At 34.8% G+C, this 25,311-nt stretch carries 23 protein-coding genes; 4 read left to right on the forward strand and 19 right to left on the reverse strand.

The window, feature by feature from the left end; genetic code table 11:
• Positions 1-7 precede the first annotated feature (7 nt).
• A complete protein-coding gene (locus CCY98_RS00750) occupies positions 8-691 on the reverse strand; it encodes a hypothetical protein (protein ID WP_112057065.1) in 684 nt (227 codons plus the stop codon).
• A gap of 94 nt (positions 692-785) precedes the next feature.
• Between CCY98_RS00750 and CCY98_RS00755 the strand changes: the two genes are divergently transcribed.
• Positions 786-1,265, forward strand: coding sequence for a peptidylprolyl isomerase (locus tag CCY98_RS00755; protein ID WP_112056703.1), 480 nt, complete (start codon positions 786-788; stop codon positions 1,263-1,265).
• 36 nt (positions 1,266-1,301) lie between these two features.
• Here the strand turns inward: CCY98_RS00755 and CCY98_RS00760 are convergent, their stop codons facing one another.
• The gene (locus CCY98_RS00760) at positions 1,302-2,318 is read right to left on the reverse strand and encodes a cytochrome-c peroxidase (protein ID WP_112057066.1); all 1,017 of its coding nucleotides are present in this window, start codon (positions 2,316-2,318) and stop codon (positions 1,302-1,304) included.
• Positions 2,319-2,647: 329 nt separating this feature from the next.
• Positions 2,648-5,197, reverse strand: coding sequence for a bifunctional aconitate hydratase 2/2-methylisocitrate dehydratase (acnB, locus tag CCY98_RS00765; protein ID WP_112056704.1), 2,550 nt, complete (start codon positions 5,195-5,197; stop codon positions 2,648-2,650).
• Between the two features lie 233 nt (positions 5,198-5,430).
• Between acnB and cysK the strand changes: the two genes are divergently transcribed.
• Positions 5,431-6,348, forward strand: a complete 918-nt coding sequence (cysK, locus tag CCY98_RS00770) for a cysteine synthase A (RefSeq protein WP_112056705.1) — start codon at positions 5,431-5,433, stop codon at positions 6,346-6,348.
• A 74-nt stretch (positions 6,349-6,422) separates the two neighbouring features.
• On the opposite strand, the gene CCY98_RS00775 is transcribed toward cysK, so the two are convergent.
• From CCY98_RS00775 to mltG, 16 genes are all read right to left on the reverse strand, one after another.
• The gene (locus tag CCY98_RS00775) at positions 6,423-7,532 is read right to left on the reverse strand and encodes a Cj0069 family protein (protein ID WP_112056706.1); all 1,110 of its coding nucleotides are present in this window, start codon (positions 7,530-7,532) and stop codon (positions 6,423-6,425) included.
• An 84-nt stretch (positions 7,533-7,616) separates the two neighbouring features.
• A complete protein-coding gene (locus CCY98_RS00780; protein ID WP_112056707.1) occupies positions 7,617-8,456 on the reverse strand; it encodes a S1-like domain-containing RNA-binding protein in 840 nt (279 codons plus the stop codon).
• Entirely contained in the window at positions 8,456-9,007 is a 552-nt protein-coding gene (locus tag CCY98_RS00785) for a hypothetical protein (protein WP_242099467.1), read from the reverse strand. The genes CCY98_RS00780 and CCY98_RS00785 overlap by 1 nt, the downstream gene beginning before the upstream one ends.
• A gap of 261 nt (positions 9,008-9,268) precedes the next feature.
• Positions 9,269-10,051 (reverse strand): formate dehydrogenase accessory sulfurtransferase FdhD, encoded by a 783-nt coding sequence (gene fdhD, locus CCY98_RS00790; protein ID WP_112057067.1) that lies wholly within the window; start codon positions 10,049-10,051, stop codon positions 9,269-9,271.
• A 1-nt stretch (position 10,052) separates the two neighbouring features.
• The gene (locus CCY98_RS00795; protein ID WP_112056708.1) at positions 10,053-11,000 is read right to left on the reverse strand and encodes a formate dehydrogenase subunit gamma; all 948 of its coding nucleotides are present in this window, start codon (positions 10,998-11,000) and stop codon (positions 10,053-10,055) included.
• Between the two features lie 9 nt (positions 11,001-11,009).
• A complete protein-coding gene (fdh3B, locus tag CCY98_RS00800) occupies positions 11,010-11,639 on the reverse strand; it encodes a formate dehydrogenase FDH3 subunit beta (RefSeq protein ID WP_006655699.1) in 630 nt (209 codons plus the stop codon).
• 10 nt (positions 11,640-11,649) lie between these two features.
• Complete coding sequence (locus CCY98_RS00805; protein ID WP_112056709.1) at positions 11,650-14,475, reverse strand: molybdopterin-dependent oxidoreductase; 2,826 nt, start codon at positions 14,473-14,475, stop codon at positions 11,650-11,652.
• Positions 14,476-14,488: 13 nt separating this feature from the next.
• On the reverse strand, positions 14,489-14,683 hold the full coding sequence (locus CCY98_RS00810) for a twin-arginine translocation signal domain-containing protein (protein ID WP_005022838.1): 195 nt from the start codon (positions 14,681-14,683) through the stop codon (positions 14,489-14,491).
• 83 nt (positions 14,684-14,766) lie between these two features.
• Positions 14,767-15,369 carry a molecular chaperone TorD family protein gene (locus tag CCY98_RS00815; RefSeq protein WP_112056710.1) on the reverse strand — a complete coding sequence of 201 codons (603 nt, stop codon included), beginning with the start codon at positions 15,367-15,369 and terminating at the stop codon, positions 14,767-14,769.
• A 9-nt stretch (positions 15,370-15,378) separates the two neighbouring features.
• Complete coding sequence (locus CCY98_RS00820) at positions 15,379-16,917, reverse strand: 4Fe-4S binding protein (RefSeq protein WP_112056711.1); 1,539 nt, start codon at positions 16,915-16,917, stop codon at positions 15,379-15,381.
• Between the two features lie 252 nt (positions 16,918-17,169).
• Positions 17,170-17,733 (reverse strand): 2-oxoacid:acceptor oxidoreductase family protein, encoded by a 564-nt coding sequence (locus CCY98_RS00825; RefSeq protein WP_112056712.1) that lies wholly within the window; start codon positions 17,731-17,733, stop codon positions 17,170-17,172.
• Positions 17,730-18,563, reverse strand: coding sequence for a 2-oxoglutarate ferredoxin oxidoreductase subunit beta (locus CCY98_RS00830; protein WP_112056713.1), 834 nt, complete (start codon positions 18,561-18,563; stop codon positions 17,730-17,732). Before CCY98_RS00830 ends, CCY98_RS00825 begins: the two co-directional genes overlap by 4 nt.
• A gap of 1 nt (position 18,564) precedes the next feature.
• A complete protein-coding gene (locus CCY98_RS00835; protein WP_112056714.1) occupies positions 18,565-19,692 on the reverse strand; it encodes a 2-oxoglutarate synthase subunit alpha in 1,128 nt (375 codons plus the stop codon).
• Between the two features lie 10 nt (positions 19,693-19,702).
• Positions 19,703-20,014, reverse strand: a complete 312-nt coding sequence (locus tag CCY98_RS00840) for a 4Fe-4S binding protein (RefSeq protein ID WP_112056715.1) — start codon at positions 20,012-20,014, stop codon at positions 19,703-19,705.
• 72 nt (positions 20,015-20,086) lie between these two features.
• On the reverse strand, positions 20,087-21,034 hold the full coding sequence (locus CCY98_RS00845) for a malate dehydrogenase (protein ID WP_112056716.1): 948 nt from the start codon (positions 21,032-21,034) through the stop codon (positions 20,087-20,089).
• A gap of 145 nt (positions 21,035-21,179) precedes the next feature.
• The gene (mltG, locus tag CCY98_RS00850) at positions 21,180-22,130 is read right to left on the reverse strand and encodes an endolytic transglycosylase MltG (protein WP_112056717.1); all 951 of its coding nucleotides are present in this window, start codon (positions 22,128-22,130) and stop codon (positions 21,180-21,182) included.
• 1 nt (position 22,131) lies between these two features.
• Here mltG and CCY98_RS00855 point away from each other — a divergent pair, with 1 nt between their 5' ends.
• Together CCY98_RS00855 and nth are read left to right on the forward strand one after the other, a co-directional pair.
• Positions 22,132-24,642: a DUF3971 domain-containing protein gene (locus CCY98_RS00855; RefSeq protein WP_258437768.1), complete on the forward strand. Its 2,511-nt coding sequence runs from the start codon at positions 22,132-22,134 to the stop codon at positions 24,640-24,642.
• Between the two features lie 12 nt (positions 24,643-24,654).
• Entirely contained in the window at positions 24,655-25,311 is a 657-nt protein-coding gene (nth, locus tag CCY98_RS00860) for an endonuclease III (RefSeq protein ID WP_112056719.1), read from the forward strand.

A 25,311-nucleotide genomic window follows, 5' to 3' on the forward strand; every position in this document is an offset into this window, starting at 1 on the left:
AAGTGCTTTATTGGCAATACTTTTTCTCATCTAAATAGAAATCTAAAATAGAAGTGGTTTGATGAATTTTGCAAATAAACTTTAAAATTTCTTGACCCCCCAAAACACTGCCCTTTTCTTGTATAATTCCTACAAATTTTTCTTCAGCAAACAAAGGCATTCCTAACATTTCTTCATTTTTGTCTTGAGGGAGATTTTTAATCGCCCCTAATATAGTTTGTTCAGTGGCAAAATTAGACCACTCTTGTTCATAAAAATACTCTATTTTTAAAGAATTATCCAAAGTCTTTAAATAAGAATTATTAAAAATATCAAAAGATTTTTCTCTAAAATTTAAAGCTCGTAAATTTGGCTCTGGAAGAATATTGCAATAAATATCTGTGAATTTTTGTGGCTTTAAAATTGCTAAGTCTAGATTAGAATCTAAAGCTAATATTTCTGCATGACTAAGACAGGCAACTACATAGCTAGGCGATTGGCTATCATAGAGTAAAATATCTTTTGCCTTAGATTCTCTATAAACTAAACTCGCACTTGTAATAATTAAACCTTCATTAATAATTAAGCCATAACCCTCTTTATAATCTTGTATTCCAAAAGAAGAAACAATTTTCAATCCGCTATCTAGCCACTTGGGTGATTGCGCATACAAATTTAACACACACAACAAACTCAATAATATCTTAAGCATATTAAAAATAGACTCCAAAATTATTTATCTTTAATTCATAAAATACTACAATAAAAACCCTTTAAAAACAAAAATTAAAATTCAAGGAATTAAAATGGAATTAAAAGAATTCAATCTTTCAAAGGAAGAATTAAAATCACTTCAAAATGCTATCATTCATACAGAAAAAGGTGATATGAAAGTAAAACTTTTCCCCAATGAAGCACCCAATACAGTAGCCAATTTTGCTTCTTTAGCTCAAAATGGATTTTACAATGGATTAAATTTTCATCGCGTTATTGCAGGTTTTGTTGCACAAGGAGGTTGCCCTAATGGCGATGGCAGAGGTGGTCCAGGCTATGCTATTAAATGCGAGTTACAAAACAATCCCCATAAACATTTAAAAGGAACACTCTCAATGGCACATGCTGGTCGTAACACAGGAGGCAGTCAATTCTTTATTTGTTTTGCTCCACAGCCTCACTTAGATGGAGAGCATACAGTGTTTGGGCAAATAGAAGATGAAGAAAGTTTAAAAGTCCTCGATTTAATTAAACAAGGAGATAAAATCCTAGGAATTGAAATTTGTCAATAAGCTAGAATCTAGCTTATTGATGATTTATCAGATTACTTAAAGCTCTGGCTTTGGAGTTTTATCTGTAGAAATAGGGAGCTGTGGATAAGTAACAACTGGTTTTTCACCTGTGAGAGATTTTAAGAATGTAGAAATTTTTTCTGCTTCTGCTTTAGAAATTTCAATTCCAAGTTGCACACTTCCCATTTCTTGAATTGCATCATTAAGAGACCAAATTGCTCCATTATGGAAATAAGGTGCTGTCTCAGCAATATTTCTTAAAGTAGGAGTTTTAACCATTCCATTAGCATCACCTTTGAAATCCCCTAAATTTGCAAATTTATATTGTCCAGCTACTTGGAAAGCCTGCATAGTTCCCCCCAAATTAATTCCATTATGACAAGCTGCACAACCTTTATCTAAAAATACTTGCAATCCCTCTTGCTCTGCTTTGGTTAATGCTTTTGTATCTCCCTCTAAAAATTTATCAAATCGAGAAGGTGTAATAAGAGTTCGCTCAAAATTTGCAATTGCATCAGCGATATTATCAAAAGTTACCCCTTCTTTTCCGTATATTTTTTTGAATTCATTTACATATTCAGGTAACGAAGCAATTTTTTCAACAGCAAGCTTTGCAGGTGTTGCCATTTCAGGCTCTGCTTCAATAGGTCCTTTGGCTTGATCAGCAAGTGTCCCTGCTCTTCCATCCCAAAATTGAGAAGCATTTAAGACTGAATTATAAACTGTTGGGGAATTTAAATGGTGTGGATTTACTGTCCATTTATGACCTACTGCTGCTGAAATTCCATCTGTTCCGCCCATTCCTAAATTATGACAGGTATTACAAGAAATAATTCCACTTTTAGATAAACGAGGTTCAAAATACAATTTTTTACCAAGTTCAGCTTTAGCTTCAGTAAAAGGGCTAAATTCCACTCCCATTTCTCGCAATACTTTATCGACCTCTTTTTGGTTTTTTGGTAAAGGTACCAATCCATTATCTTTTGCACTTTGAATCAAAGGATTAGCATTCAAAGTAAGACTACAAGCCACTAATACTGAAGATAATGACAAAAACCACCTCTCCATTTAATACTCCTTATAAAATAAAATTATGATTACCACTGCAATCCCAAAAATTTTATCTTTTTTTTTATTAAATAAAAATTAACAAAAAATAAAAGTTATCTTTTGAACTTTAAAGTCCAAAATCACAAAATAACAAAAATCATCGATAAAAAGGATGAACCCTTAAAAAAAGAAAGATAAAAAAACTTAAAAAGTATTTGCAAACATTTGTAACAATAAAGCAGAATCAACTTTGTTTTAAAAATAACCCTAAATATTAAATTTATTTTAAGGCAAGATAGCGATTCTTTAATACAATCTTGCCTTAAATTTTATTAATCTAGTTCCCAATTTTCCAAAAGATTAAAATTCAAATAACGATAAATTTGATTTTCCTTTCCTTGCAGTTTTTTAGGAATTAAATCCAAATATTCTTGTTTTGTTGGGATTCTTCCAAGCAATGCACAAAGTGCCGCCAATTCCGCACTCCCCAAATAAACTTTAGCACCTTTCCCCATTCGGTTATCAAAATTTCTTGTGGAAGTTGAGAATACAACTGCATTATCTCTAACACGCGCTTGATTTCCCATACATAAACTACAACCAGGAAGCTCAATTCGCGCTCCAGCAGCCCCAAAGACTGAATAATATCCCTCCTCTGTAAGCTCTCTAGCATCCATTTTTGTTGGTGGCGCAATCCAAAGGGTTGTAGGCACCATTCCCTCGCCCTTCAAAACCTCCCCTAAAGCACGATAATGCCCAATATTTGTCATACAGCTTCCAATAAAGACTTCATCAATACTATGTGGGCGATTTGGATCATTTAAAATTTCACTTAGCGTTGCCACATCATCTGGATCATTAGGACATGCTAAAATTGGTTCCGTAATTTCATCGAGATTAATCTCAATAACAGCAGCATACTGCGCGTTAGAATCAGCTTTTAAAAGCACAGGATTATCAATCCACTCTTGCATTTTTTGCGCTCTTCTTTTTAGAGTTGCACTATCTTGATAACCAGCTTTAATCATAGCTTCAATCAACGAAATATTGGATTTTAAATATTCAATAATGGGCTCTTTGTTTAAGGCAACCGTGCAAGCTGCTGCACTTCTCTCTGCACTCGCATCACTTAACTCAAAAGCTTGTTCAACTTTCAAATCTGGTAAGCCCTCAATCTCCAAGATTTTACCGCTGAAAATATTTTTCTTTCCTTTTTTTTCTACACTTAATAATCCTTGCTTGATTGCATAATAAGGGATTGCATTAACCAAATCTCTTAATGTGATTCCAGGCTGCATTTTGCCACTAAATCGCACAAGCACTGATTCAGGCATATCAAGTGGCATAGAACCAGTTACAGCTGCAAATGCTACAAGCCCACTTCCTGCAGGAAAACTAATTCCAATGGGAAAACGCGTATGCGAATCCCCACCTGTCCCAACGCTATCTGGCAATACCATGCGATTAAGCCAAGAGTGAATAACACCATCACCCGGTCTCAAAGCCACCCCACCGCGACTACTCATAAATTGTGGCAAAGTTGCATGGAGTTTAACATCTGCGGGTTTAGGATAAGCTGCAGTATGGCAAAAACTTTGCAATACAAAATCTGCGCTAAATCCTAAAGAAGCGAGTTCCTTAATCTCATCGCGTGTCATCGCTCCTGTAGTGTCTTGACTACCAACGGTGCTTACTCTAGGCTCACAATAAGTTCCCGGCAAAATCCCTTCAATTCCACAGGCTCTACCCACCATTTTTTGCGCAAGTGTAAATCCTTGTGTGCTCCCTTTTGGCACTTGAGGTTTTGCAAAAATTTCTTCTTTTGGCATTCCCAAAAACTCTCTTGCCTTAGCGGTTAATCCTCTACCAATAATGAGATTAATTCTGCCTCCAGCACGAATTTCATCAGCAAGTGTATTAGGCTTTAAATCAAATTTTGAAACTACCGCTCCATTTTTGCAAATCTCACCTTTATAGGGATAAATCTCTATAACATCACCTTCATTAAGCTCACTTACAGGTGCAACAATAGGCAAACAACCACTATCTTCACAAGTGTTAAAGAAAATTGGTGCAATGACACTACCAATCACCAAACCACCTGCCTTTTTGTTTGGAATATAAGGAATCTCTCGCCCCATATGCCATACTAAAGAGTTGCAAGCTGACTTTCTAGAACTTCCTGTCCCTACGACATCACCCACATAAACAAGCGGATATCCCTTCTTCTTAAGCTCCTCAATTCTACCAAAGGCATTTTGGGTGCGACTTTTTAACATAGCTTGTGCGTGCAAAGGAATATCGCTTCGCGTAAAAGCATCACTTGCAGGACTTAAATCATCAGTATTTGTCTCGCCATCAATCTTAAAAACTACAGCTGTAATCTTTTCTGCTAAAGGTTCTTTAGAGAGAAACCACTCTGCATTAGCCCATGATTTTAGCACTTCTTTGGCATAGGTATTACTCTTGCTTAGTGTTGCAATTTCATTAAAGGAATCATAAACAAGCAAAGTATGCTTTAAAGCCTCCGATGCTGCTTTAGCCACTTTTACTTCACGAGAATTTAAAGCTGTTACTAAAGGAGTAATATTGTAGCCTCCAAGCATAGTGCCAAGTAATTTTACTGCCAAAACTTTAGAAATACCACTAATATTGACTTCACCTTGCACAATCTGGTTTAAAAATTCTGCCTTAACCTTAGCTGCTTCATCAACACCCGGCGAAACACGATTAGACAATAAATCGATTAACTCCTCTTGCCTTTCGCCTTTTTTTAATAATTCAATCACTTCAATTACTTGTTCTTTTGTTAAAGGAAGTGGAGGAATATTTTGCTCTGCTCTTTGTTTGACTTGTTCTTGATATTCTGTGAAAAAACTCATTGACTACTCCTTAAAATACTTTTATAATATTCCAAAATCATACAAAAAAAATCTTAAAAAATAGGCAAAAAAAATTTAAACTTTCTTTTTTTGTCTCTAATGTTTGCTTTTGAAACAACTAAACACAAAAAATATAATCATCCATTGACAAAAAATATTTTTTTTTGTATAAATCAATACACTTATTTTAAGTATTTAATTTTTTTATTTTAGTATGTCTTAAGGAGTTTTTCATGAAGGTTATGCAGTCTATTAGTGAGGGTATAGGCAATACCCCTCTTTTGTTTATCAAATCACTTTCCAAAGAAAGTGGGGCTAATATTTATGGTAAGTGTGAGTTTTTTAACCCAAGTGGATCGGTTAAAGATCGGATTGCGCTTAATATGATTGAAAGTGCGATACGCGAAGGTAAGATCAATGAAAACACAATTCTAATCGAGCCAACAAGCGGGAATACAGGTATAGGCTTAGCCTCTGTGTGTGCAGCTAAGGGCATTAAGCTTATTCTTACAATGCCAGAATCTATGAGTATTGAGCGACGCAAGTTGCTTAGCGCATTTGGTGCAAAATTAGAGCTTACTCCAGCACCACAAGGTATGAAAGGCGCTGTGTCTCGCGCTTTGGAATTGCAAAAAGAGATTCCAAACTCTCTTGTATTGCAGCAATTCCAAAACAAGGCAAATCCTGAAGTGCATCGCAAAACTACCGCGCTAGAGATTTTGGAGGCAATGGATGGCAAGATTGATGTATTTGTGAGTGCAGTTGGGACAGGCGGGACTTTAAGCGGTGTAGGATCTGTCTTAAAGCAAAAAAATCCCAATGTAAAGATTATTGCCGTTGAGCCAATAAATTCGCCTGTTATTAGCGGTGGCGCCCCCGGACCTCACAAGATTCAAGGTATTGGAGCAGGGTTTATTCCTGAAACTTTGGATACAAGTTTGATTGATGAGGTTTTGCAAGTTGATGCAGAGTGGGCAGCACAAGAAGCAAGAAAAATTGCAAAAAATGAAGGTGTGTTGGTAGGAATTTCAAGTGGTGCAAATCTATGGGGTGCAAAAGAAATTGCTAAAAAATATCCTAATGCTAATATCGTAACGATTTTATGCGATACAGGTGAAAGATACCTTAGCACAGATTTATTTGAAGTATAATGCCGATTCTAAGATAGAGCAATCTATCTTAGAATCTAACCCCATTCTCCTAATAATGCCAAAATTTCTAGAATCTAAGCTTTTTGCTTACTTACAATATCAACGATAGTATCACCCACCATAAGAGCGATTTTTTCCATAAATTCTGCTGGAGAAGTAAAGCCTACGCACGAGCAATTAATTTCACCCAAGACATATTTATCCTTGCCTTGTGAATCTGTATCAAGAATAAAATCCGCTGTCCAAATAAGTGGTAAATCATAATTTCCTAGCTTGGATCGAATCTCTGGAAGTTGGGCTAAAAACCAATCAATAAGGCTCTGCCAATCTCTGGGTTCATCATAGCGATATTTTGCTCCACTAAAAAGTGTTGCAGAAAAGGCATCGCCACCTTCAGCTGGTTTTTTATGCACGACATATACAGGGGTTTTGTATAACATAAGGATTCTAATTTCCCCTTCTTTGATACGCGGTAAAAATGTCATATCCACAAGCATACCATTATCGCCTACCAAATAATGCTCACAAAAATCCATAAATTCTCCCAATTTTCGCTCTTCTGTGTGGTTATCTTTGGCTTCTGTGCAGATTATTTTTGTATCAAGCGGCAGTGAATTAACCTTGCCATAATCATTTGGAGATTCTAAACGCACACGCCAAATTCCCTCGCCTGTAGATCCACGATTTTGCTTTAGGACACGCTCACCCTTAGCTAGAGTTTTTGGAAATGTTTTTTTGAAATCATGTATATCACTCCATGTTATCCCAATGCGTTTGGCTTCTGCTGGATCATAATACGCATAGGTATCGCTAGGCACAAGCTCTGTATCTGCAAGTTTTGTGAGTGCATCTTTGGCTCCATAGCCTATCATTGCATCAGGATGAGGCATACCTACAAGCCCATCATCACAAAGCTTACGCAATACATCAAAATACAATTTTTCTTCCTTGAGATTCCCTGGATTGACGCGTGAGACATAGCCATCAGCAGTATTCTTGACATACTCATAGATTTTGTTGCGCTCTGTTTGGTCTCGCAAAATATCATCAGTAAAAAAGATAACTTCCGCATTCCAACCCTTGGCTTTGAGTGCATTAACCATAGGCATAGTATCTTTTCTATAACCATCAGGTCCTTTATCGCTTCCGCCTCTTGCTTCAAAAAACACAATGTTCTTTTTCATACCCTCTCCTTTTTTAAAGAATTGTTTCGTAGAATAGCAAAAATTATCTAAAATCTAACTCTATCTGAAAAAATTTATATTTTTTCAAACTTTTAGCCAAACTCCTTCTTTGGCTTTCAGTATTATTTTATCTTGTTCTATTAAGGAAGTTAAAGCTTTTTTAAAAGATTTTTTACTCATTTTAAAAATCTTTGCAATCTCTTTTGGATTGCTATCATAATGCATTTTTAAATGTCCTCCACTCTCTTTTAGCTTCTTTAACACTTCTTGTACTTCACTAGCAGAATCTTTTTTAGTCAAAGGTAGCTTGAGAGACAAATCACATTTTCCATTAGGATAGATTCTTTTAATATACCCTTCCCTTTTAACAAAAAATTCAATGCCACCAAATACTTCATTTTGATGCAAAAGCCCAAGATACTCTCCATTAATAACACATTCATAGCCCAATTCACTTTTTCTAAAAGGGAATATTTCTACCTTAGAAAAAGCCCTAAGTTCTTGATTATTACAATCTCTTAAGTCCTTTAAATAAGACTTAATATTCCCCTTAGCTATCAAACGCCCTTGTTTATCTGTGGTGATAAACACTAGCACTTGAGAATTTATACTAAATTTTTGTGGATTTTGAGTGGGCATAAATAAATCTTTGGCAATTCCTAAATCCAAAAAACAACCCAAATAATTCCTATCCACCACTCTTAAAACAGCAATTTCACCCCTTTGCGCTTTAGGCTTTAGCGTTGTGGCAATCACCCTCCCTTCTGAATCATGATACAAAAATACTTCAATCATATCATTTATTTTAGAATCTTTTGGCAAATATTTCTTAGGCAACAAAACCTCTTCATCTTTATCTTGTAAGTAAGCTCCAAATTCCACAAATCTAGCAAGCTTCAGCTTTTTAATAACACCAACTTCCATCAATCAATAATCTCCATAAAAGTTTCAAACAAACTTCTCCCTAAGGGCATTCCATAAAATTCAGAAATTTGCCACCCCACAACAAAAACCATAACCATAAAAACAATAAACCCTAGGCAAGTTAAAACAAGTAAAGCTTTAAACAATTTAAGATAAAAATTTTCATCCAAAGAATCATTGAGAACTTTGTGATAGAGTAGCCAGTCCATAAAAAATCCAAACCAAAAGCTAAAAATCATAAACAAAAGCACACACACTATGCCAAAAATCAACATTGAAACATATGGAGACCACAAAGAATCATTATAAGCATAAAGATTTGCTTCCCATAGTAAAATAGTATAGCCAATGTGGATTCCAAGCAAGATAAATCCAATTAGCAAAACTGCAAAAATAACTTGTATGATTTTTTCTGGTGTTGTAGAATATTTATTAAATTCTCCACGAATCTGTTTTTTAATCTCCTTATCGCTCTTTCCAGCGCTATACAAACCCATAATTTGGCTTTTTAGATTCCTAATCCATTCTTTGCGACTATGTATTTTTTCCATTTAAAATACCTTTAAATAATTTTCTACATGAAATCTTGCCCAAAAAATGCCAAGAATATCTTAACAATTCTAGAATCACCACTTTACTAAAGCTTTTTGGGCAATCAAAAATCCATAAAACAACTCTTGCCTCACCCTTTATTAAATTAAACCTAGAGCTATTTTGCAAACTTTCATTTGTTTTTTAAATTACTTTTTTACACTTCTATTTACTTTTTTTGGTTTTCTTTAAAAACACTCAAAAGTTATTATAGGGCTTTGTTATCTGATGATTCTGCCACTATGTGTATAGACATTTGCCTTTTTACCTCTAGCAAAGCCAATAAGTGTTACTCCTGTTTCTTGAGCAGCTTTAATCCCCATAAAAGTAGCCGCAGCCTTAGAAACTACAATAGGAATATTATGCATAACCGCCTTAACAATCATCTCCAAAGACAATCTCCCGCTTACAAAAAGTATAGAATCGTGCGTCTCAAAACCCAACATCCTTGCCTTGCCCATAACCTTATCAATTGCATTATGCCGACCAATATCTTCTGAAATAAAAATCTTATCTCCCAAAACCAGCATCGCCTTATGCACACAACCTGTTTTAGAAAAAAGCTCTGTATTTGTCTCAAAAAAACTTAAATGTTCAAAAATTTTTTCAGTCGTTACTTTATAGGGACTTTCAATAAATTTAGTAATGACATTGCCTTCTAAATTACCAGCAACACCAACGCAACAACCCGAAGTTAAAGTTTTTTCTCTAAAAAGACTTTTCAACATTTTTTTATCTATTTTTGCCTCTAATCGCACAGATTTTCCATCTTTTGCAATTTCAACATAATCAATACACGAAAGATTGCTAATCACGCCTTCACTTAATAAAAAACCAATAAAATGATAATCTTGCTCATAAGGGATACTCATTACAGAGAGTAATTTTTGACCATTAAGATAAAAAGCAATGCGCTCTTCTTTAACAACACAATCCTCTCTAGTGGAACTAAATCCACTAGGAGAAATTTGCTCTATCTGTAAATTTTGATAAAATTGATTCATCTTAGGCTTTATTGATTTCTTGATAATAATAGCTATGTAAAATAGCAATTTCTTCTTCACCCATATTTCCATCAATAATAGAGCTTAATGCGCCTTCAATAGCAAAAACAGCCATATAAATATGAGTAATCAAAAGTGCTATAATAAGAAATCCTATCACATTATGCACCAAAGCCATAATTCTTAGCGTTTCAATATCACTAAATTGGAAGAACATAAAAACACCAGAAATAATCATCATAAACCCACCAAGTGTGCAAACCCAAAACCACATTTTTTGACCAGCATTAAATTTACCAGCAGGAATAGGACGCTTTTCTTTGCTTAAATAACCTCCCATAATCATTAGCCATTTAATGTCATAAAGTTTGAAAAGTGCAGGTTTTACCCACATTAAAAACATCAAAATACCAAAAATTGCAAACAAAATCGTTACAATTCCATGCACATCTCTAGCAAATCTAACAAAGCCACCTCCGCCAAGTTTATCACCAAAGACCATAACCAATCCCGTTAAGCACAAAATTACAAAAGGGATTGCAGCGCACCAATGCACTATAATGTTATAACGCGAGAAAACTTTAATTTTTCGACCATGAGAAAATTTTTTCTGCCCTACAACAATAAAATGGGCTAAAAAAGCTAAAGGAACTAAAATAACAATAACTGCAAAAATAGTCGCAAAATAATGCCCTTGCAAAAGAGTGAAGATCTCACCCCAACCTGTAGCGTTTGGAGAATTCACTCCCCAGTCTTTAATTGCTTCTACTTCAGGTCCCCCATAAAGTTTTGTGTTCATAGGATTTTGCATTAAAGCATTATTTCCTTCAATCACTTCTGCATATTGCTTGCCTCCTTCTTGTGGAACGCTTGGATTTGCCGCCCATAAAGTCAAAGCAAATCCCATTAAAATTACAAAGATTCTAAAGAAATTTTTATAAGCTTTCATAGAATCCTCCTAATTTCCATAAGCGGTTTTCCACACATTTGGCACAGCATTTGGCATATTTTCGCCTCTCACGGTTGCACGATGCGTAATAATATTAGACACTTCTTCGCTACTTCCTGCTAAAAGCGCTTTAGTAGAACACATACTTGCACACATTGGCACTTTACCCTCAGCGATTCTATTTTGTCCATAAAGTCTGTATTCTTCTTCGCTGTTAGTTTCTTCTGGACCACCTGCACAGAAAGTGCATTTATCCATTGCACCACGACTTTCAAATACACCATTTTTAGGGAATTGTGGAGCACCAAAAGGACAAGCATACAAACAATAACCACAACCAATACAAGTCTTTTTATCGTGTAAAACAATTCCATCTGCACGGATATAAAAACAATCTACGGGGCAAACTTGCGCACAAGGTGCATCAGCACAATGCATACAAGCTACTGATACAGCGCTTTCTTTGCCTACTTGTCCTTCATTGAGCACAACAACTCTACGGCGATTAACGCCAACAGGCAAATGATGTGCCTCTTTACAAGCTACATCACACCCATGACATTCTATACATCGATTAGTATCACAATAAAATTTGATTCTTGAGAAATTTGCAAGTATTTCTTGATTAGTATTACTCATTTTTCACTCCTTATTGTGCTTTTTCAATTCGACATAAACCGCATTTTGTCTCTGGACAAGCAGAATTATAATCAAATCCATAACTTGAAATCATATTAGCTGATTCGCCGATAGCATAAGGCTTTGTGCCTTCTGGATAATTTTCAAGTCTTGATTTACCTTGATCTAAACCAGAGAAGTTTTGCGGTAACCAAATGCTGTTGTAATCTACTCTTGTAGAGATTTTTGCAGGCACTAAGATTCTAGCACCATTAGTTCCATAAATCCAAAGCTTATCACCATTTCTAATATTCATTTCAGCAGCTTTATCTGGATGAATCTCTGCAAACATTTCGCCCTCAACTTCAGCCAAATATTTTGCACTTCTTGTTTCTGCACCTGTTCCCATATGTGCCACAAGTCGCCCACTAAGCATATTAACTGGATAATCTTTTACCCAATCTTTTTCTGTTTGGCGAGAAATATACTTAATATTTGCTCTAAAGTGATTTTTCTTATCAGGAAAGCTTGGGTATTTGCTTACCAAATCTCCGCGCACAGAATGCAATGGTTCTCTGTGCAATGGAATTTGATCATACCAATTCCACACTTTTGCTCTTGCTTTACCATTTCCATAAGGACAAAGTCCTGCTTCAAGGGCTTTTTCTACTAGGATATTATTTCCAATTCCCATAGCAAAAGTAGTTCCTGCTACTGCTTGTTTTTCTTCTTCGGTGAGCTTAATGCCCAAAGATTCAGCATTTGCAGCACTTACAGGAGCGTACCCACCTTGGTGTTTAGCATTTGGCAGAGTTCTTTCAGTTAGCATACTTTGTCCATCTGGGCTTGTAACTCCCCAATTCACACGGAATCCCATACCACCACGCATAACTGGAATGTTGTCATCATACATCACAGGAGTTCCAGGATGCTTATCACTCCAACAAGGCCATGGCAACCCATAATAATCACCTTTAAATGGACCAGTTCCTTCCAAAGTTACTTTATCAAACATATGCCAATTTTCTTGGTGTGCTTTTAATCGCTCTGGGCTCATTCCTTGCAAACCAATACTGCGAATACTTTGGGTTAATTCTGTTGTTGCATCATCAGGCCAAATAAATTGATCTCTTCCTTTGGATTTTGCAATATCATACAATCTCCATTGATATTCTTTTAAGAATCCTAGTCGATCGGCTAAACCAAACAAAAACTCTTCATCAGGACGACATTCAAAAAGCGGTTCCATAACCTTACTTCGCCATTGATAACTTCTATTTGTCGCTGCTACAGAACCTGCTGTTTCCATTTGAGATGCTGCAGGTAGTATAAATAGATTATCGGTTCTATCGCTATAAATCGCCAAATCATTCACATAAGGATCAACAAAAACAACCAAATCAAGCTGATCCATTGCTTTCTTCTGTAAATCAAGCAAAGAAACCGTTGTCATACCAGAACCAATTACAACCAATGCTCTAAGCTTTGTTCCTCCATTATTTGCCATATTTTCTTCATCTAAAACACCAAATTTCCAAGTTGAATGCGCAAAACCTGTTGCACCCATCATTTCCTTGTTTTTAAAGCGCCCTAGCATCCATTCATAATCAACACCCCAGTGTTTGCAGAAATGTCTCCAAGCCGGCTCACCCAAACCATAATAACCAGGCAAAGAATCAGCAAGATTGTTCATATCTGATGCACCTTGCACATTATCATGACCTCTAAGGATATTTACACCCCCACCATTTTTACCAATGTTGCCTAAAAACATTTGCAAAATAGGCATAATTCTTGTATTAGAAGTTCCAACTGTGTGTTGAGTAAGACCTTGATTCCAAATCAAACTAGCAGGTTTAGCTGCTGCCATTTCTTCAGCAATATGTCTAATCTCATCTGCTGGGATTCCACAAATATCTGCTGCCACTTCTGGAGAGAATTTTTGTGCTTCTTTGATGATTTCTTCATAGCCATAAACACGCTCTTTTAAGAATTTCTCATCATAAAGATTTTTAGCAATAATGTGATTAAGTAATCCGTATGCAAAGGCTATGTCTGTCCCACTTCTTATGCGGTGGAATTCATCACATTTTGCTGCTGTTTTTGTAAATCTAGGATCAATACAAACAAGCTTAGCACCTTTTTCTTTGGCTCTTAAAATATGAACCATCGATACAGGGTGATTGACAGCTGGATTTGCACCAATAATTAAGATATATTTTGAAAACATCATATCGCCAAGATGGTTTGTCATTCCACCATACCCAAATGTATTTGCCACACCGGCAACTGTAGGGGAGTGTCAAACTCTTGCGCAATGATCTATATTATTAGTTCCAAAAAAAGCCGCAAATTTTCTAATGTAGTAGCTTTGCTCATTTGAACATTTTGCACTACCTAAAAACATAACCGCATCAGGTCCGCTCTCTTCGCGAATTTCTTTAAGTTTAGCAGCAATTTTATCCATTGCTTCATCATATTTTAATCGTGCCCATTTTCCATCTTTTTTCTCAAGTGGATAGCGCAATCTTGTTTCACTTCTTGCTCTATCAATCAAATCAGCACCCTTACAGCAATGCCCACCTTGAGAAACAGGGTGATCTTGTGCAACCTCTTGGCGAACCCACACACCATCAACTACTTCAGCAATGATTCCACAGCCCACTGAACAATGGGTGCAGATTGTTTTGATTTTTTGAGAGTTTGGATATTTTTCCTGTAACTCTTGAGTAGTTGCAGGACGCATAGTTTTTTGACTATCAGCACCTAAGGCTACACTAGCCCCAGCCAAACTTCCAAGTGCTGTCATTTTCAAAAATGCACGCCTTGTTTGACGTCTTTTTAATGTCTCACTCATAGCTTAACCTCCTTTATTTTGCAACAGAATAATACATATCCCATTGTTTTGTCTTTTGATAAAGAATCTCTGTCTTGGGCGACTTCCCACGAACCAGATTCTCACTGCTTCCCTTTTTGCTACAACCTGCTAATGCAACACTCACACCAGCGACAGCTATTGAAGTTTTAGTAGCGTTTTTTAGGAATTCACGCCTACTCTTCTCCATTCAAGCTCCTTAAATTCGAGATTTGGGATAATCCCAAAAAGACTTTTTTAAACAAAAAAGTCTTTGTGAGATTACTCATGCTTTTATGTATAAATCTCCTCTTCAAACTTCAAAAAGCTCTCTAAAATTCTTGCTAATGCCAAATAATACTTTGAATCTTCTCTTTCATTAATCTCCTTTACTAACTGAAAAAAAGCTTGATTAGCATACAAAAATACTTCTTTAGCCAAAGTTTCATCATCATTTTCTACAAGATATCTCATAAAGCCAAATAAAAAACCTAGATGCTCTTCTGTTTCTTTAAACTCTTTAGAATTCACACGAATATCACTTTTTTTAACAATCCCTCTCATTTTCAATAGGCTATCTCCACCCACACAACCCTCATAGTAATGCGATAGGTGCATTCCAACTTGCTTTCCCCCAAAAGGCAAGGCAAAAAGCCTAGAAAACTCTTCTTTAATATTTTCCATTCCATTTTGATTAATCTCATTCTCTAAAAGCAAAAAATCTGCTTCCACCACTTCATTCAAAGAAGATTGTTTAAGAATATTAATCTGTTTTTTAGCAACTGTAGCTCTATCTCCAAGCACTTCAAATACAAAGAATCCATAAAAAAAATCATAATATAAGATTCTTGCATTTTTTATGCTTATTTGCTCTTCTTTAGATAGTTTATTTAACATCTTTTACCCTTATTTTTCTGCAAAATGCTGCGCTACTTGATCTTGAAACATCACTTTTACTTTACAATCCGCACAACATTCAATAGTTCGTAATTTCTTAGGATTAGCACTAAAAGAAGCACTAAGCATTGTTTTGATTTTTTCAATAGATTTCTTTGTAGAGAAAGGCTTTTTGCATTCTACACATAAAAATGGTACATCTTTGGCAAGTTCCCTACTTTTAAAATAGCTTGATTCTAGTCTCATTCCCTCGCGGCTAACTTCCATAATCTTTTCAGGACAAGAATCAACACAATACCCACAGGTCGTGCAAAGCGAAGGATTAAACCGCAAAGAAAAATCATCACTTTTGGCAAAAATTGCATTCACATTACAAGCCCCAACACAAGACAAACACAAAGTGCATTTATCGGCTTCTATTTTTAAATCCCCATAAAATACCGGCGCAACACTCTTAGCAATCCCAAAATTATTGTCTTTTATCATGTATTGGATTCTTTGAGCAAACGATTCACGATGTGATCTTGAATAGCGATTCTTATACAAATATGTCTCAAATGTTTGGAGCTCTTTAGCACAGGTATTAATTTTCTCTAAAGAATCCACAACAACAATACAATCTCTTTTGTAAATTTGCTGTGTAATATTATTAACAAAACTAATTGCCTCACTACTCTCCCCAAACACTATCATTTCATTTTGAGTGGTTTGAAGCAACATCAACAAATCATTTTCATTTAAAATTTTCAAAGTAGGCAAAATAAGCGGTGTAAGACTACTATCTAATATGATTTCTTGATTAACTAATTCTTTGTAACTTGCCACATCACACAGAAAAACTTTATGACCTTGGTATAACTCCACGATTTCTTCCAAGCCCTCTTTGGGTAATTCTTCATATTCCAAAGAACTCGTAGGACATACCCCCACACAAGCTCCACAGGCTACACAATCTACAGGCGAAAACACAAGCTCCATCAAACTATCATTAGCTCCCACACCAAAAGTAGGACACGCATCTACACATTTAGTGCAATACTTTTCGCGTCTGTGATGATATTGACAAAAATCATCCCTATAACTAATGATTTCTTTGTAAGAATATTCTCCTAGATTCTGCTTTAAAGCACTCATTAGTGAATCAGGATTATCAAAATCAGCCACACTAAAAAATCCATTAAAACGCAAAAGATTCTCATCATAGACAAACATTACCGCTTGAGAAAAGTTGTGTATTTCGCCATTTTCTAACTCAGCTTGAAAATTTCCTAAATAGCCATTAACTCTATTAATGCTACTAATCTCAAATAAAGAAACTTCAAACTCTTGACTTGCTTGTTTTTCAAAGCCTAAAACCGATGCTGCAATCCCCTCTTCTCCATCATAAAAAATAGCAAGCTTATTATCAAGCTCCAAAATTTTGCTAGAATCCAACTTAAAGTCGTCTAGAATTTCTTGTGTTTGATTGAGAATTTTCATTTTTTGTTCATAATTAATATCTGCTTTATCCAAAAGCAAATTCCCAAAAGGCAATCTTTCAATATCCATTGTGAGAATCCTAAAATTTTATTCTTAAGGCGCAAAAATAAAGTTTTGCTCTGTTTTTTTATTGAATAATTTTACATTGATACAACCTCTAAAGTCAATATTTTTTTAACATTTCAAATATATATATTTTTATATAATCACTTTAAGAAACTGATTTTTAGCTGATTTATCTTTTGAATACAGATTTTTAAGATTTGAAGTATAAATATTCTCTCCTTATTTAAAACAAGGAGAGAATATCAAAAAAGAAAATTACGAAGAACCTTTTTCTAAAGCTTCTTTGGCATATTTTTCGCCCAATTCAAAAGCTTTTTTGTTAAGCTCTATCACTTTTGCGGGAACTTTGCTAATCATTGTATCATAAACCAAATCCCTATCCACACATTTTGTTAATGTAATAGTGATTGCTAATGCTACTACAGATTGCGTAACAACATTTCCAACTTCCTCTTTAGCAATTGTAATAATAGGAATAGGATAAATTTTGTATTTTTTCCTATCTTCATCGTTTGGAGTTACAAGATTAGGTTCAATCACAATTGTCGCCCCTTCTTTTAAACCACCTTTGAATTGATCATAGCTTATTTGAGCAGTTGAGAGCATAAACTCCACCTCCCCATCATTAGCATAAGGATATAAAATCTCCTCATCATCTAGCAAAATATCTACTTTTGTTGGACCTCCACGCACCTGTGAAGTATAAGTAGCTGCCTTAACCCCATAACCACCATTGCGGATTTGAGCTTCTGCTAGGATCTCACCTGCAAGCAATACCCCTTGCCCACCTACACCAGTAAAACGAAGTTGCTTTCTCATTTAGCACCTCCTTTTTTAGCTTGTGCTTTTTCTTGCACCTGCTTATAAGCTTTGCAATATTCTATCTTATTTGTATCATGCAATAAAATACCAGTAGGATATTTTCCTAATTTTTCTTCATCGCTTAGATCATCATATTTTTTCTTAGAAATAATCATATTTTCAATCCATTTAAGCGTATCAACTGCCTCACCCATTTTATTTTTTCTACCAAGATTCACATGGCAGTTACTAAAAATATCAAAAAAGCTAAATCCTTCATGTTGGAATCCTTCCACCAGAACTTTTTCAAGTTTCTTAGGATCCAATACTGATTCTCTGGCTACAAAACTTGCTCCTGCTGCACTTGCTAGATTACATGCATCAAAAGCAGGATCGACATTTCCATACTGCGCAGTAACTGTCCACATTCCCTTTGGAGTAGTAGGTGAAGTTTGTGAATTTGTCAATCCATAAATAAAGTTATTAATCAAAACATAATTAATATCAATATTCCTTCTACATGCGTGAATAGTGTGATTCCCGCCAATTGCCAAACCATCACCATCACCACCCACTACAATCACTTTTTTAGTTGGATTTGCAAGTTTAATTCCAGTGGCATATGCAAGCGTTCTACCATGAGTTGTATGAACTGTGTTACAATTAACATAAGAGGAAACACGCCCACTACAGCCAATACCACTAACTAGACATACATCATCCATATTCCAGCCCAATTTATCAATAGCTCTAACAATCGCTTTTAAAATTACACCATCTCCACATCCCCAACACCATAGTGTTGGCATTTTATCCACGCGCAAATATTCATCATAATTAAATGCCATATTATAACTCCTTTATTTTATTTGCAATTTCAATTGGTGAAAGCGGTCGCCCATTTGCTTTAGCTAGAAGTTGCACTTCTTTTTTCATTGAATGCTCAACTTCAACTACATATTGCCCCTTATTAAGCTCTGCAACCAAAATCTTATCAAATCTCTTCCCTAGCTTTTCTAATTCTTTTCTAGGAGAAGGCCATAGTGTAATAGGTCGGAATAATCCAACTTTAACTCCCTCTTTTCTTAGTCTATCAACTGCCTCTTTTGCACTTCTTGAAGTTGAACCATACGCAATCAATAAAATCTCAGCATCATCTAAGCAATATTCTTCATAAGTTACAATTTCATCTCTTTTGCATAAAATTTTATTAAACAATCTATCAATGAGGTTTTGAGAAAGAGTTGCATCTTCTGTTGGAAATCCTGTTGGTCCATGATGAAGACCCGTAATATGATATCTATATCCTTGGAAGAATGGATTTAAAATAGCTGGTTCATCTTGTGGCACATCATAAGGCTTATAAGTATTCTTGTCGCCACTAAAAGTTCTGCGATTAACAATACTTTTTTGCACTTCTGCCAAATCCGGAACAACTGCTTTACCATGCATATGCCCTAAAGTCTCATCTAGCAATAAAAATACTGGGGTCATAAACTTTTCTGCTAAATTAAAAGCTCGAACTGTTTCAGTATAAGCTTCTTCTAAGCTACCAGGACACAGAGCGATAGATTGATAATCTCCGTGAGTAGGATGAGCTGCTTGAGCAACATCTCCTTGTGCAACGCGTGTAGGCAATCCAGTAGAAGGACCACCACGCATAACATTAACAATTACTAAAGGGATTTCTGCCATAAAACCATAGCCAATTTGTTCTGATTTTAATGAAATGCCAGGTCCAGAGGTCGCTGTCATTGATTTTGCGCCACTCATAGATGCTCCAAGCGCAACAGAGATTCCTCCAATTTCATCCTCCATTTGAATAAACGATCCTTCTTCTCTTGGTAAAAGAACGCTCATTTCATGTGCTACTTCGCTTGAAGGTGTAATAGGATAACCACCAAAAAACTTACAACCTGCATCAATTGCTGCATGGGCAACCAATTCATTTCCACTTGAAATAAATTCTCTACTCACTTTAATCTCCTTATAATGCCATAAAACCATTGGCTTTAATTGCTTCAGCTTTTTGTCTTGATTCATCAGTTAATTTTGCAAACTTAAACTCTTTTCTATCGGCAACTGCAATTGCAAAATCAGGACAATGCAACTCACATTCACAACAACCAATACAACTTTCTGGGTTAATAACTTCTACCATTTTACCCAATACTCTATGTTCATCTAAACGCATAGCAAGTGTGCCACTAGGACAAACACTTACGCACAAATCACATGCCTTACAGCGACTTTCATTAACCCAAACTGGTGTATTTTCAGGTGCTTTTAATAATCCCATACTTAACTCCTTAGAAAAATTTATTAAAATTGGCATTCACAAAATTTATTATAACCTATCATCGCCTCCTTATTAGGAATTAAAATATTCTACTTTAAGTGCATCAATCAAATCTTGGACAGATTGGATTGATTTATCAAATTGCTGTTTTTCTTCTGGCAATAATTTCAATTCTACCACTCTTTCAATTCCATGGATTCCAAGCTCTACAGGCACTCCTCCAACCACATCACGATAACCATACTCGCCTTGCAATAAAACAGAACAAGGTAAAATCTTATGACTATCACTCATAATTGCACAAATCATTTCTGCAGTCGCTCTAGCAGGAGCAAAATAAGCCGATCCCTTTTTAAGACAAGAGACAATCTCTGCTCCAGCATTTCTTGTGCGTTGAACTACTTCTTGAATCTGACTTTCTTCTAAAAGCTCACTCAATGGAACTCCATTTACCATACAAAAGCGAGGCAATGGCACCATATCATCGCCATGACCACCCATTACAGGCGCTACAATTTGTCCTGGTGCACATTGTAATTTTTCATAAATAAAACTAGCCATTCTCGCACTATCCAAAATCCCTGCCATTCCTAGAATCTGCCTTGGATTAAATCCCGTTTCTTGCAACATAGTATAAACCATAGCATCCAGTGGATTTGTTACCAGTATTACAATAGCTTCAGGAGAATTTTCCTTAATATCTTTTGCGATTTCACTAATTACCTTTGCATTAGCAAATAACAAATCATTTCTGCTCATTCCTGGTAATCTAGGAGATCCTGCAGCTACAACAATCACATCACAACCACCCAAATCTTTAGGCGAAGCAATCACATCTAATTTTGCAAATTTTTCTCCCACGCAAGAAGCTTGAAACATATCTAGCAACATACCCCTTGCCCTATCTTTGTCTTTATCTCGCAAAACAATTTGATAAGGTGTTGTAGCCGATAAAATGTAAGCCAAAGTTGAACCTACATTTCCCGCTCCAATAATGCCTACTCTTTTTACTCTTTCCATTCTCTTTCCTTGTGACAATATGCTTTCGATATCGCCAATGATGCACTAAGCTAAAAAGCAAAGATTTCTTTAACTTTTTATTCTGTATTTTTGATTATTTTTTCTTAAAGAAATCTTATTTTTAAGATTTTTCTTTTTATTTTTACTATTGTGAGAAATTATTTAAATGTTCCTTGTAGGTTTTTGAGAAAGAATGTGTACCATTTTTATTTCTCACAAAATACAAATAATCAACATTAGCAGGAAAAATCGCGGCTTGGATTGCCTTAAAACTAACACTTCCAACTGGCGTATTTGGTATTCCATTATAACGATAAGTGTTGTAAGAGGTTGTATCATTTCGTATCATTTCTGGGGTAACTTTAGTATGAGAAAATCTACCATAATTTAACGCACCATCCATTTGCAAACGCATCTTTAATTTTAAGCGATTGTGAATCACAGCTCCAACCAAGGGCATTTCTTCTGTATTAGCCGATTCTTTTTGAATAATAGAAGCAATCGTCACATATCTAAACCACTGCTTTTGATCATATTCTCCCAAAAACTTAATTGCCCATTTTTTATGCTCTTTAAGCGAGGTATTAACCAAATAATACATTAAGTGCTTTTCGCTAATACCTTTGGGGATTTTATAGGTATTAGCCAAAATAACTCCATCTTCATAAGGTGCATATTGTCTATAAAATAACTCCAATTTTTTAGAATCAAGATTTAATTGCTTAGCAACTTCATCAATAAAAAAATACAAAGTCTCACCTGGAATCAAAGTAATATCCTCTAGTGCTGCTTTTGAGTTCATCAAGCCATACAAAAAATCCCCTTTTGTAAGTCGTGTTTGACCAATATTAAGCCAACCACTTTGCAAATAACCAAAAAAATGCAACATATACCCATCAAATCGATTGACATCAAAATTATTTTTATCTAAATATGTTATAATCTCATTCGTTCCTCCTTGCGGAATATAAACGATTCTGCTTGAGTTAATAGGGATTTGCAAATAAAAACATAAGACTATCACTATCATGAAAAAAACATCAACTAAATTACTAAAAATTATCTTTTTCTTATCTTTTATACTAGGAGCATTCATTTTGCTCTACACCTTTCTTTATAACGGAATTAAAATTCAGCAATTAAATATTGCTGGAATTCAAATCGAGAAATTCTATCTAAGATTAGATAAAAAACTCATTTTGAAAATACAAACTTTAAATCTATCAGACATCCAAAGTTCAAGTTCCACCTCAAACGATTTAGAAGAACAAATTCAATACCTAAAAAATTTCCACTTACTTTTACAATACTTCCAAACAATCAAAATCGATCATATTATTTTCAATGATTATCAGGCTAATTTGTCTTATGATGGAGAACATTTTCTTGTCAATCTCCCACAAATTTATGCTAAATTAAATATTTTAGAAAGTTCTTCGCAAATTACAATAAATTTTGAAGATATTTATTTAAAAGAATATGGAATCTACTATCATGGTAGCGGTCAATATAATCTTATTAAGAATAATTTCGATGTTCAAGGGGAACTAAAATTCCTAGACAAGAAATCCTATAAAATCCTCGCAAATTTAAATCTAAATCTTAAAGGAGATTTCAACAAAATCACCCTAAATGGTTTTAGCGATACTTTTGAAAATATTAATTTTCTACTCCCCTTACTGCCACCTTTTAAAAATCAGATGCTTAAAGAATGGATTTTTGATAACTATCAAATTACTTCTGCTAAAATAAAAGAATTCTCCCTTGAGCTCCCCCTAAACTCTAAAAATCTCATTGACGATTCTTTAGAATCTCTTTATGTTTTAGGAGAAATTCAAAATGCTAAAGTAACTTTTCAAAAAGGGCTATCCCCCATTCTCTCTCCCAATATTCAGCTTACTTTCAAAAACAATACACTGGAATTTCACCCTAATCAGCCAACCTACAAAAACATTAATCTACAAGGTAGCCAAGTTGCTATTAGTAATATTTTTCAATCCCCTACTTTAGAAGTATTTATTCAAACAAAAACTCCTTTAGATGACACTATTTTAAGCCTTTTAGAGAGCTATCATATCTCACTTCCTATTAAAGCTCCAAAAGCAAAAATTGACACCAACCTAGCTTTAAAGGTTAATCTAAAAAATGATTCTGTTACTTACAAAGGCATATTCAAAGCCGAAGATACCCAAATACTCTCTAATGCTCTAACATTTAATTCTGAATCTTTGCTTGTTAGCGCAGAAGATAATCTTATTAAAGTCTCTGCAAAAAATGTATTTTATGGAGATTTTTTGCGAGCGGATCTTAATTTTATTATAAATACCAACCAAAAGACGATTAATGGAGATTTATTAACCCATTCCTTCGTGTTAGACAAAAATTCTCCCGAAATTCTTGCGTTTCAAAATCAATTACTTCCTTTTGAAGTTGATTTTAGTAGCAATTCACAAACCTTCATAAATCTTCCCACTATCAATTTTCAAGGAATTTTGCAAGAAAACTCATCTCTAAAAATCACTAATCTCTCCTCCTTACTTCCTTTTTCCAAAATACTTAAAGAATATCAAATTTCAGGCGGTGAAATTCAAATTAACACTAAAGATTTTAAAGAGTTTGAGGGAAAATTTTTAATTCATAGCAATCAGCAATTCCTACAAGATAAAAACAATAAACCGCTAGAAACTATGTTACTAAATTTTCATTACACTCCTGATAATTTGCAATTAAATAGCGATGATTCAAACTTTAAATTCCATAAAACCAAAGAAAAACGCCAACTTGAATTAACAAATCTTATTGTTGTGTTAGATAATATTCAAACTAACACTAATTCTAATGTAAATTCTCCACTTTTTGTGATTGGAAAAAATAGCCCTTTACATTTTAAGAATCACACCATATTAAACGATAATTTTTCTCTTTCAATGGTGGGAGATGAACTTAAATTCACGCTTAAACACAAAAATGGCGAAGCTCAAGTCTATAAAAAAGAAGATTATATTACAATTGATGCAAAAGAATTTGGTGATGCTTTTATAAATGCTTTAGCTAATAAAAATATTGTTACACAAGGTAGATTTTCCATTAACGCCAACACCAACCCAAAAGGTGCTTTAATAGGAAAACTTAGAATCTTAAATGCTAATATTAATCAACTTAGTGTTCTACAAAATCTTATGGCTTTTATAGACACAATCCCTTCCTTACTTACTTTTAAAGCCCCAGGATTCAACAATCAAGGCTATTATCTTAAAGAGGGAAATATCACTTTTGGCTATAATCGAGATTTTTTGGCAATTGAAAATCTAGATTTTAATGGCTCATCTATTGATATTCAAGGCAAAGGCATTTTATCCTTAAAAGATCAAAAAATTGATTTTTATGCTCAGCTCATTACAGCAAAATCCCTTACTGGAATCATCAATAAAATTCCCATTGTTAATTATATTACATTAGGAAAAGAGGGAAAAATATCAACTGGTTTTTCAATCACGGGTGATCTTGAAAATCCAACTATTACAACCAAAACTGCTCAAGATATTCTCCTTTCTCCTTTTAATATTTTAAAACGAGTTATCACCTCTCCATTTGAAATTTTCAATTAACAGGAATCTATTATGCAAGATAAAAAAGTAAAAAAAGCCACAAAAAAGGAGATTCAAGCCATTAAAGCTCTTTTTTTAGAACATTATAAAAATGCCAAAACAGAATTAGTTTATCGCAATGATTATGAATTACTCATTGCTGTGATGCTTTCAGCACAATGCACCGATAAGCGTGTTAATCTCATCACCCCTGCTCTTTTTGAGCAATATCCAACTCCACAAGCTCTAAAAGATGCTTCTTTAGAGGATATTAAAAATCTAATCAAAAGCTGCTCATTTTTTAACAATAAAGCCACCAATCTAAAAGCAATGGCAGAAGTGGTTTGTGAAAGTTTTAATGGAGAGATTCCCCTTGATAGAGAGGCACTCAAAAGCCTTCCGGGTGTGGGACAAAAAACCGCCAATGTCGTTTTAATCGAATCTAAAGAAGCCAATTTTATTGCTGTTGATACGCATGTTTTTAGAGTTTCTCATCGATTAGGATTAAGTAATGCCAACACACCTTTAGGGACTGAGGAGGATTTAACAAAAATCTTTGTGGATAATCTTGCTACTTTACACCAAGCTATGGTGCTTTTTGGGAGATATATTTGCAAAGCGCTCAATCCGCAGTGTCAAAACTGCTTCTTAAGCCACCTTTGCAAGAGCAAAAAGAGCTATAAATGTTAA

This window comes from Helicobacter sp. 11-8110 (assembly GCF_003288905.1).
In the GTDB taxonomy this organism is placed as follows: Bacteria; Campylobacterota; Campylobacteria; order Campylobacterales; family Helicobacteraceae; genus Helicobacter_D; species Helicobacter_D colisuis.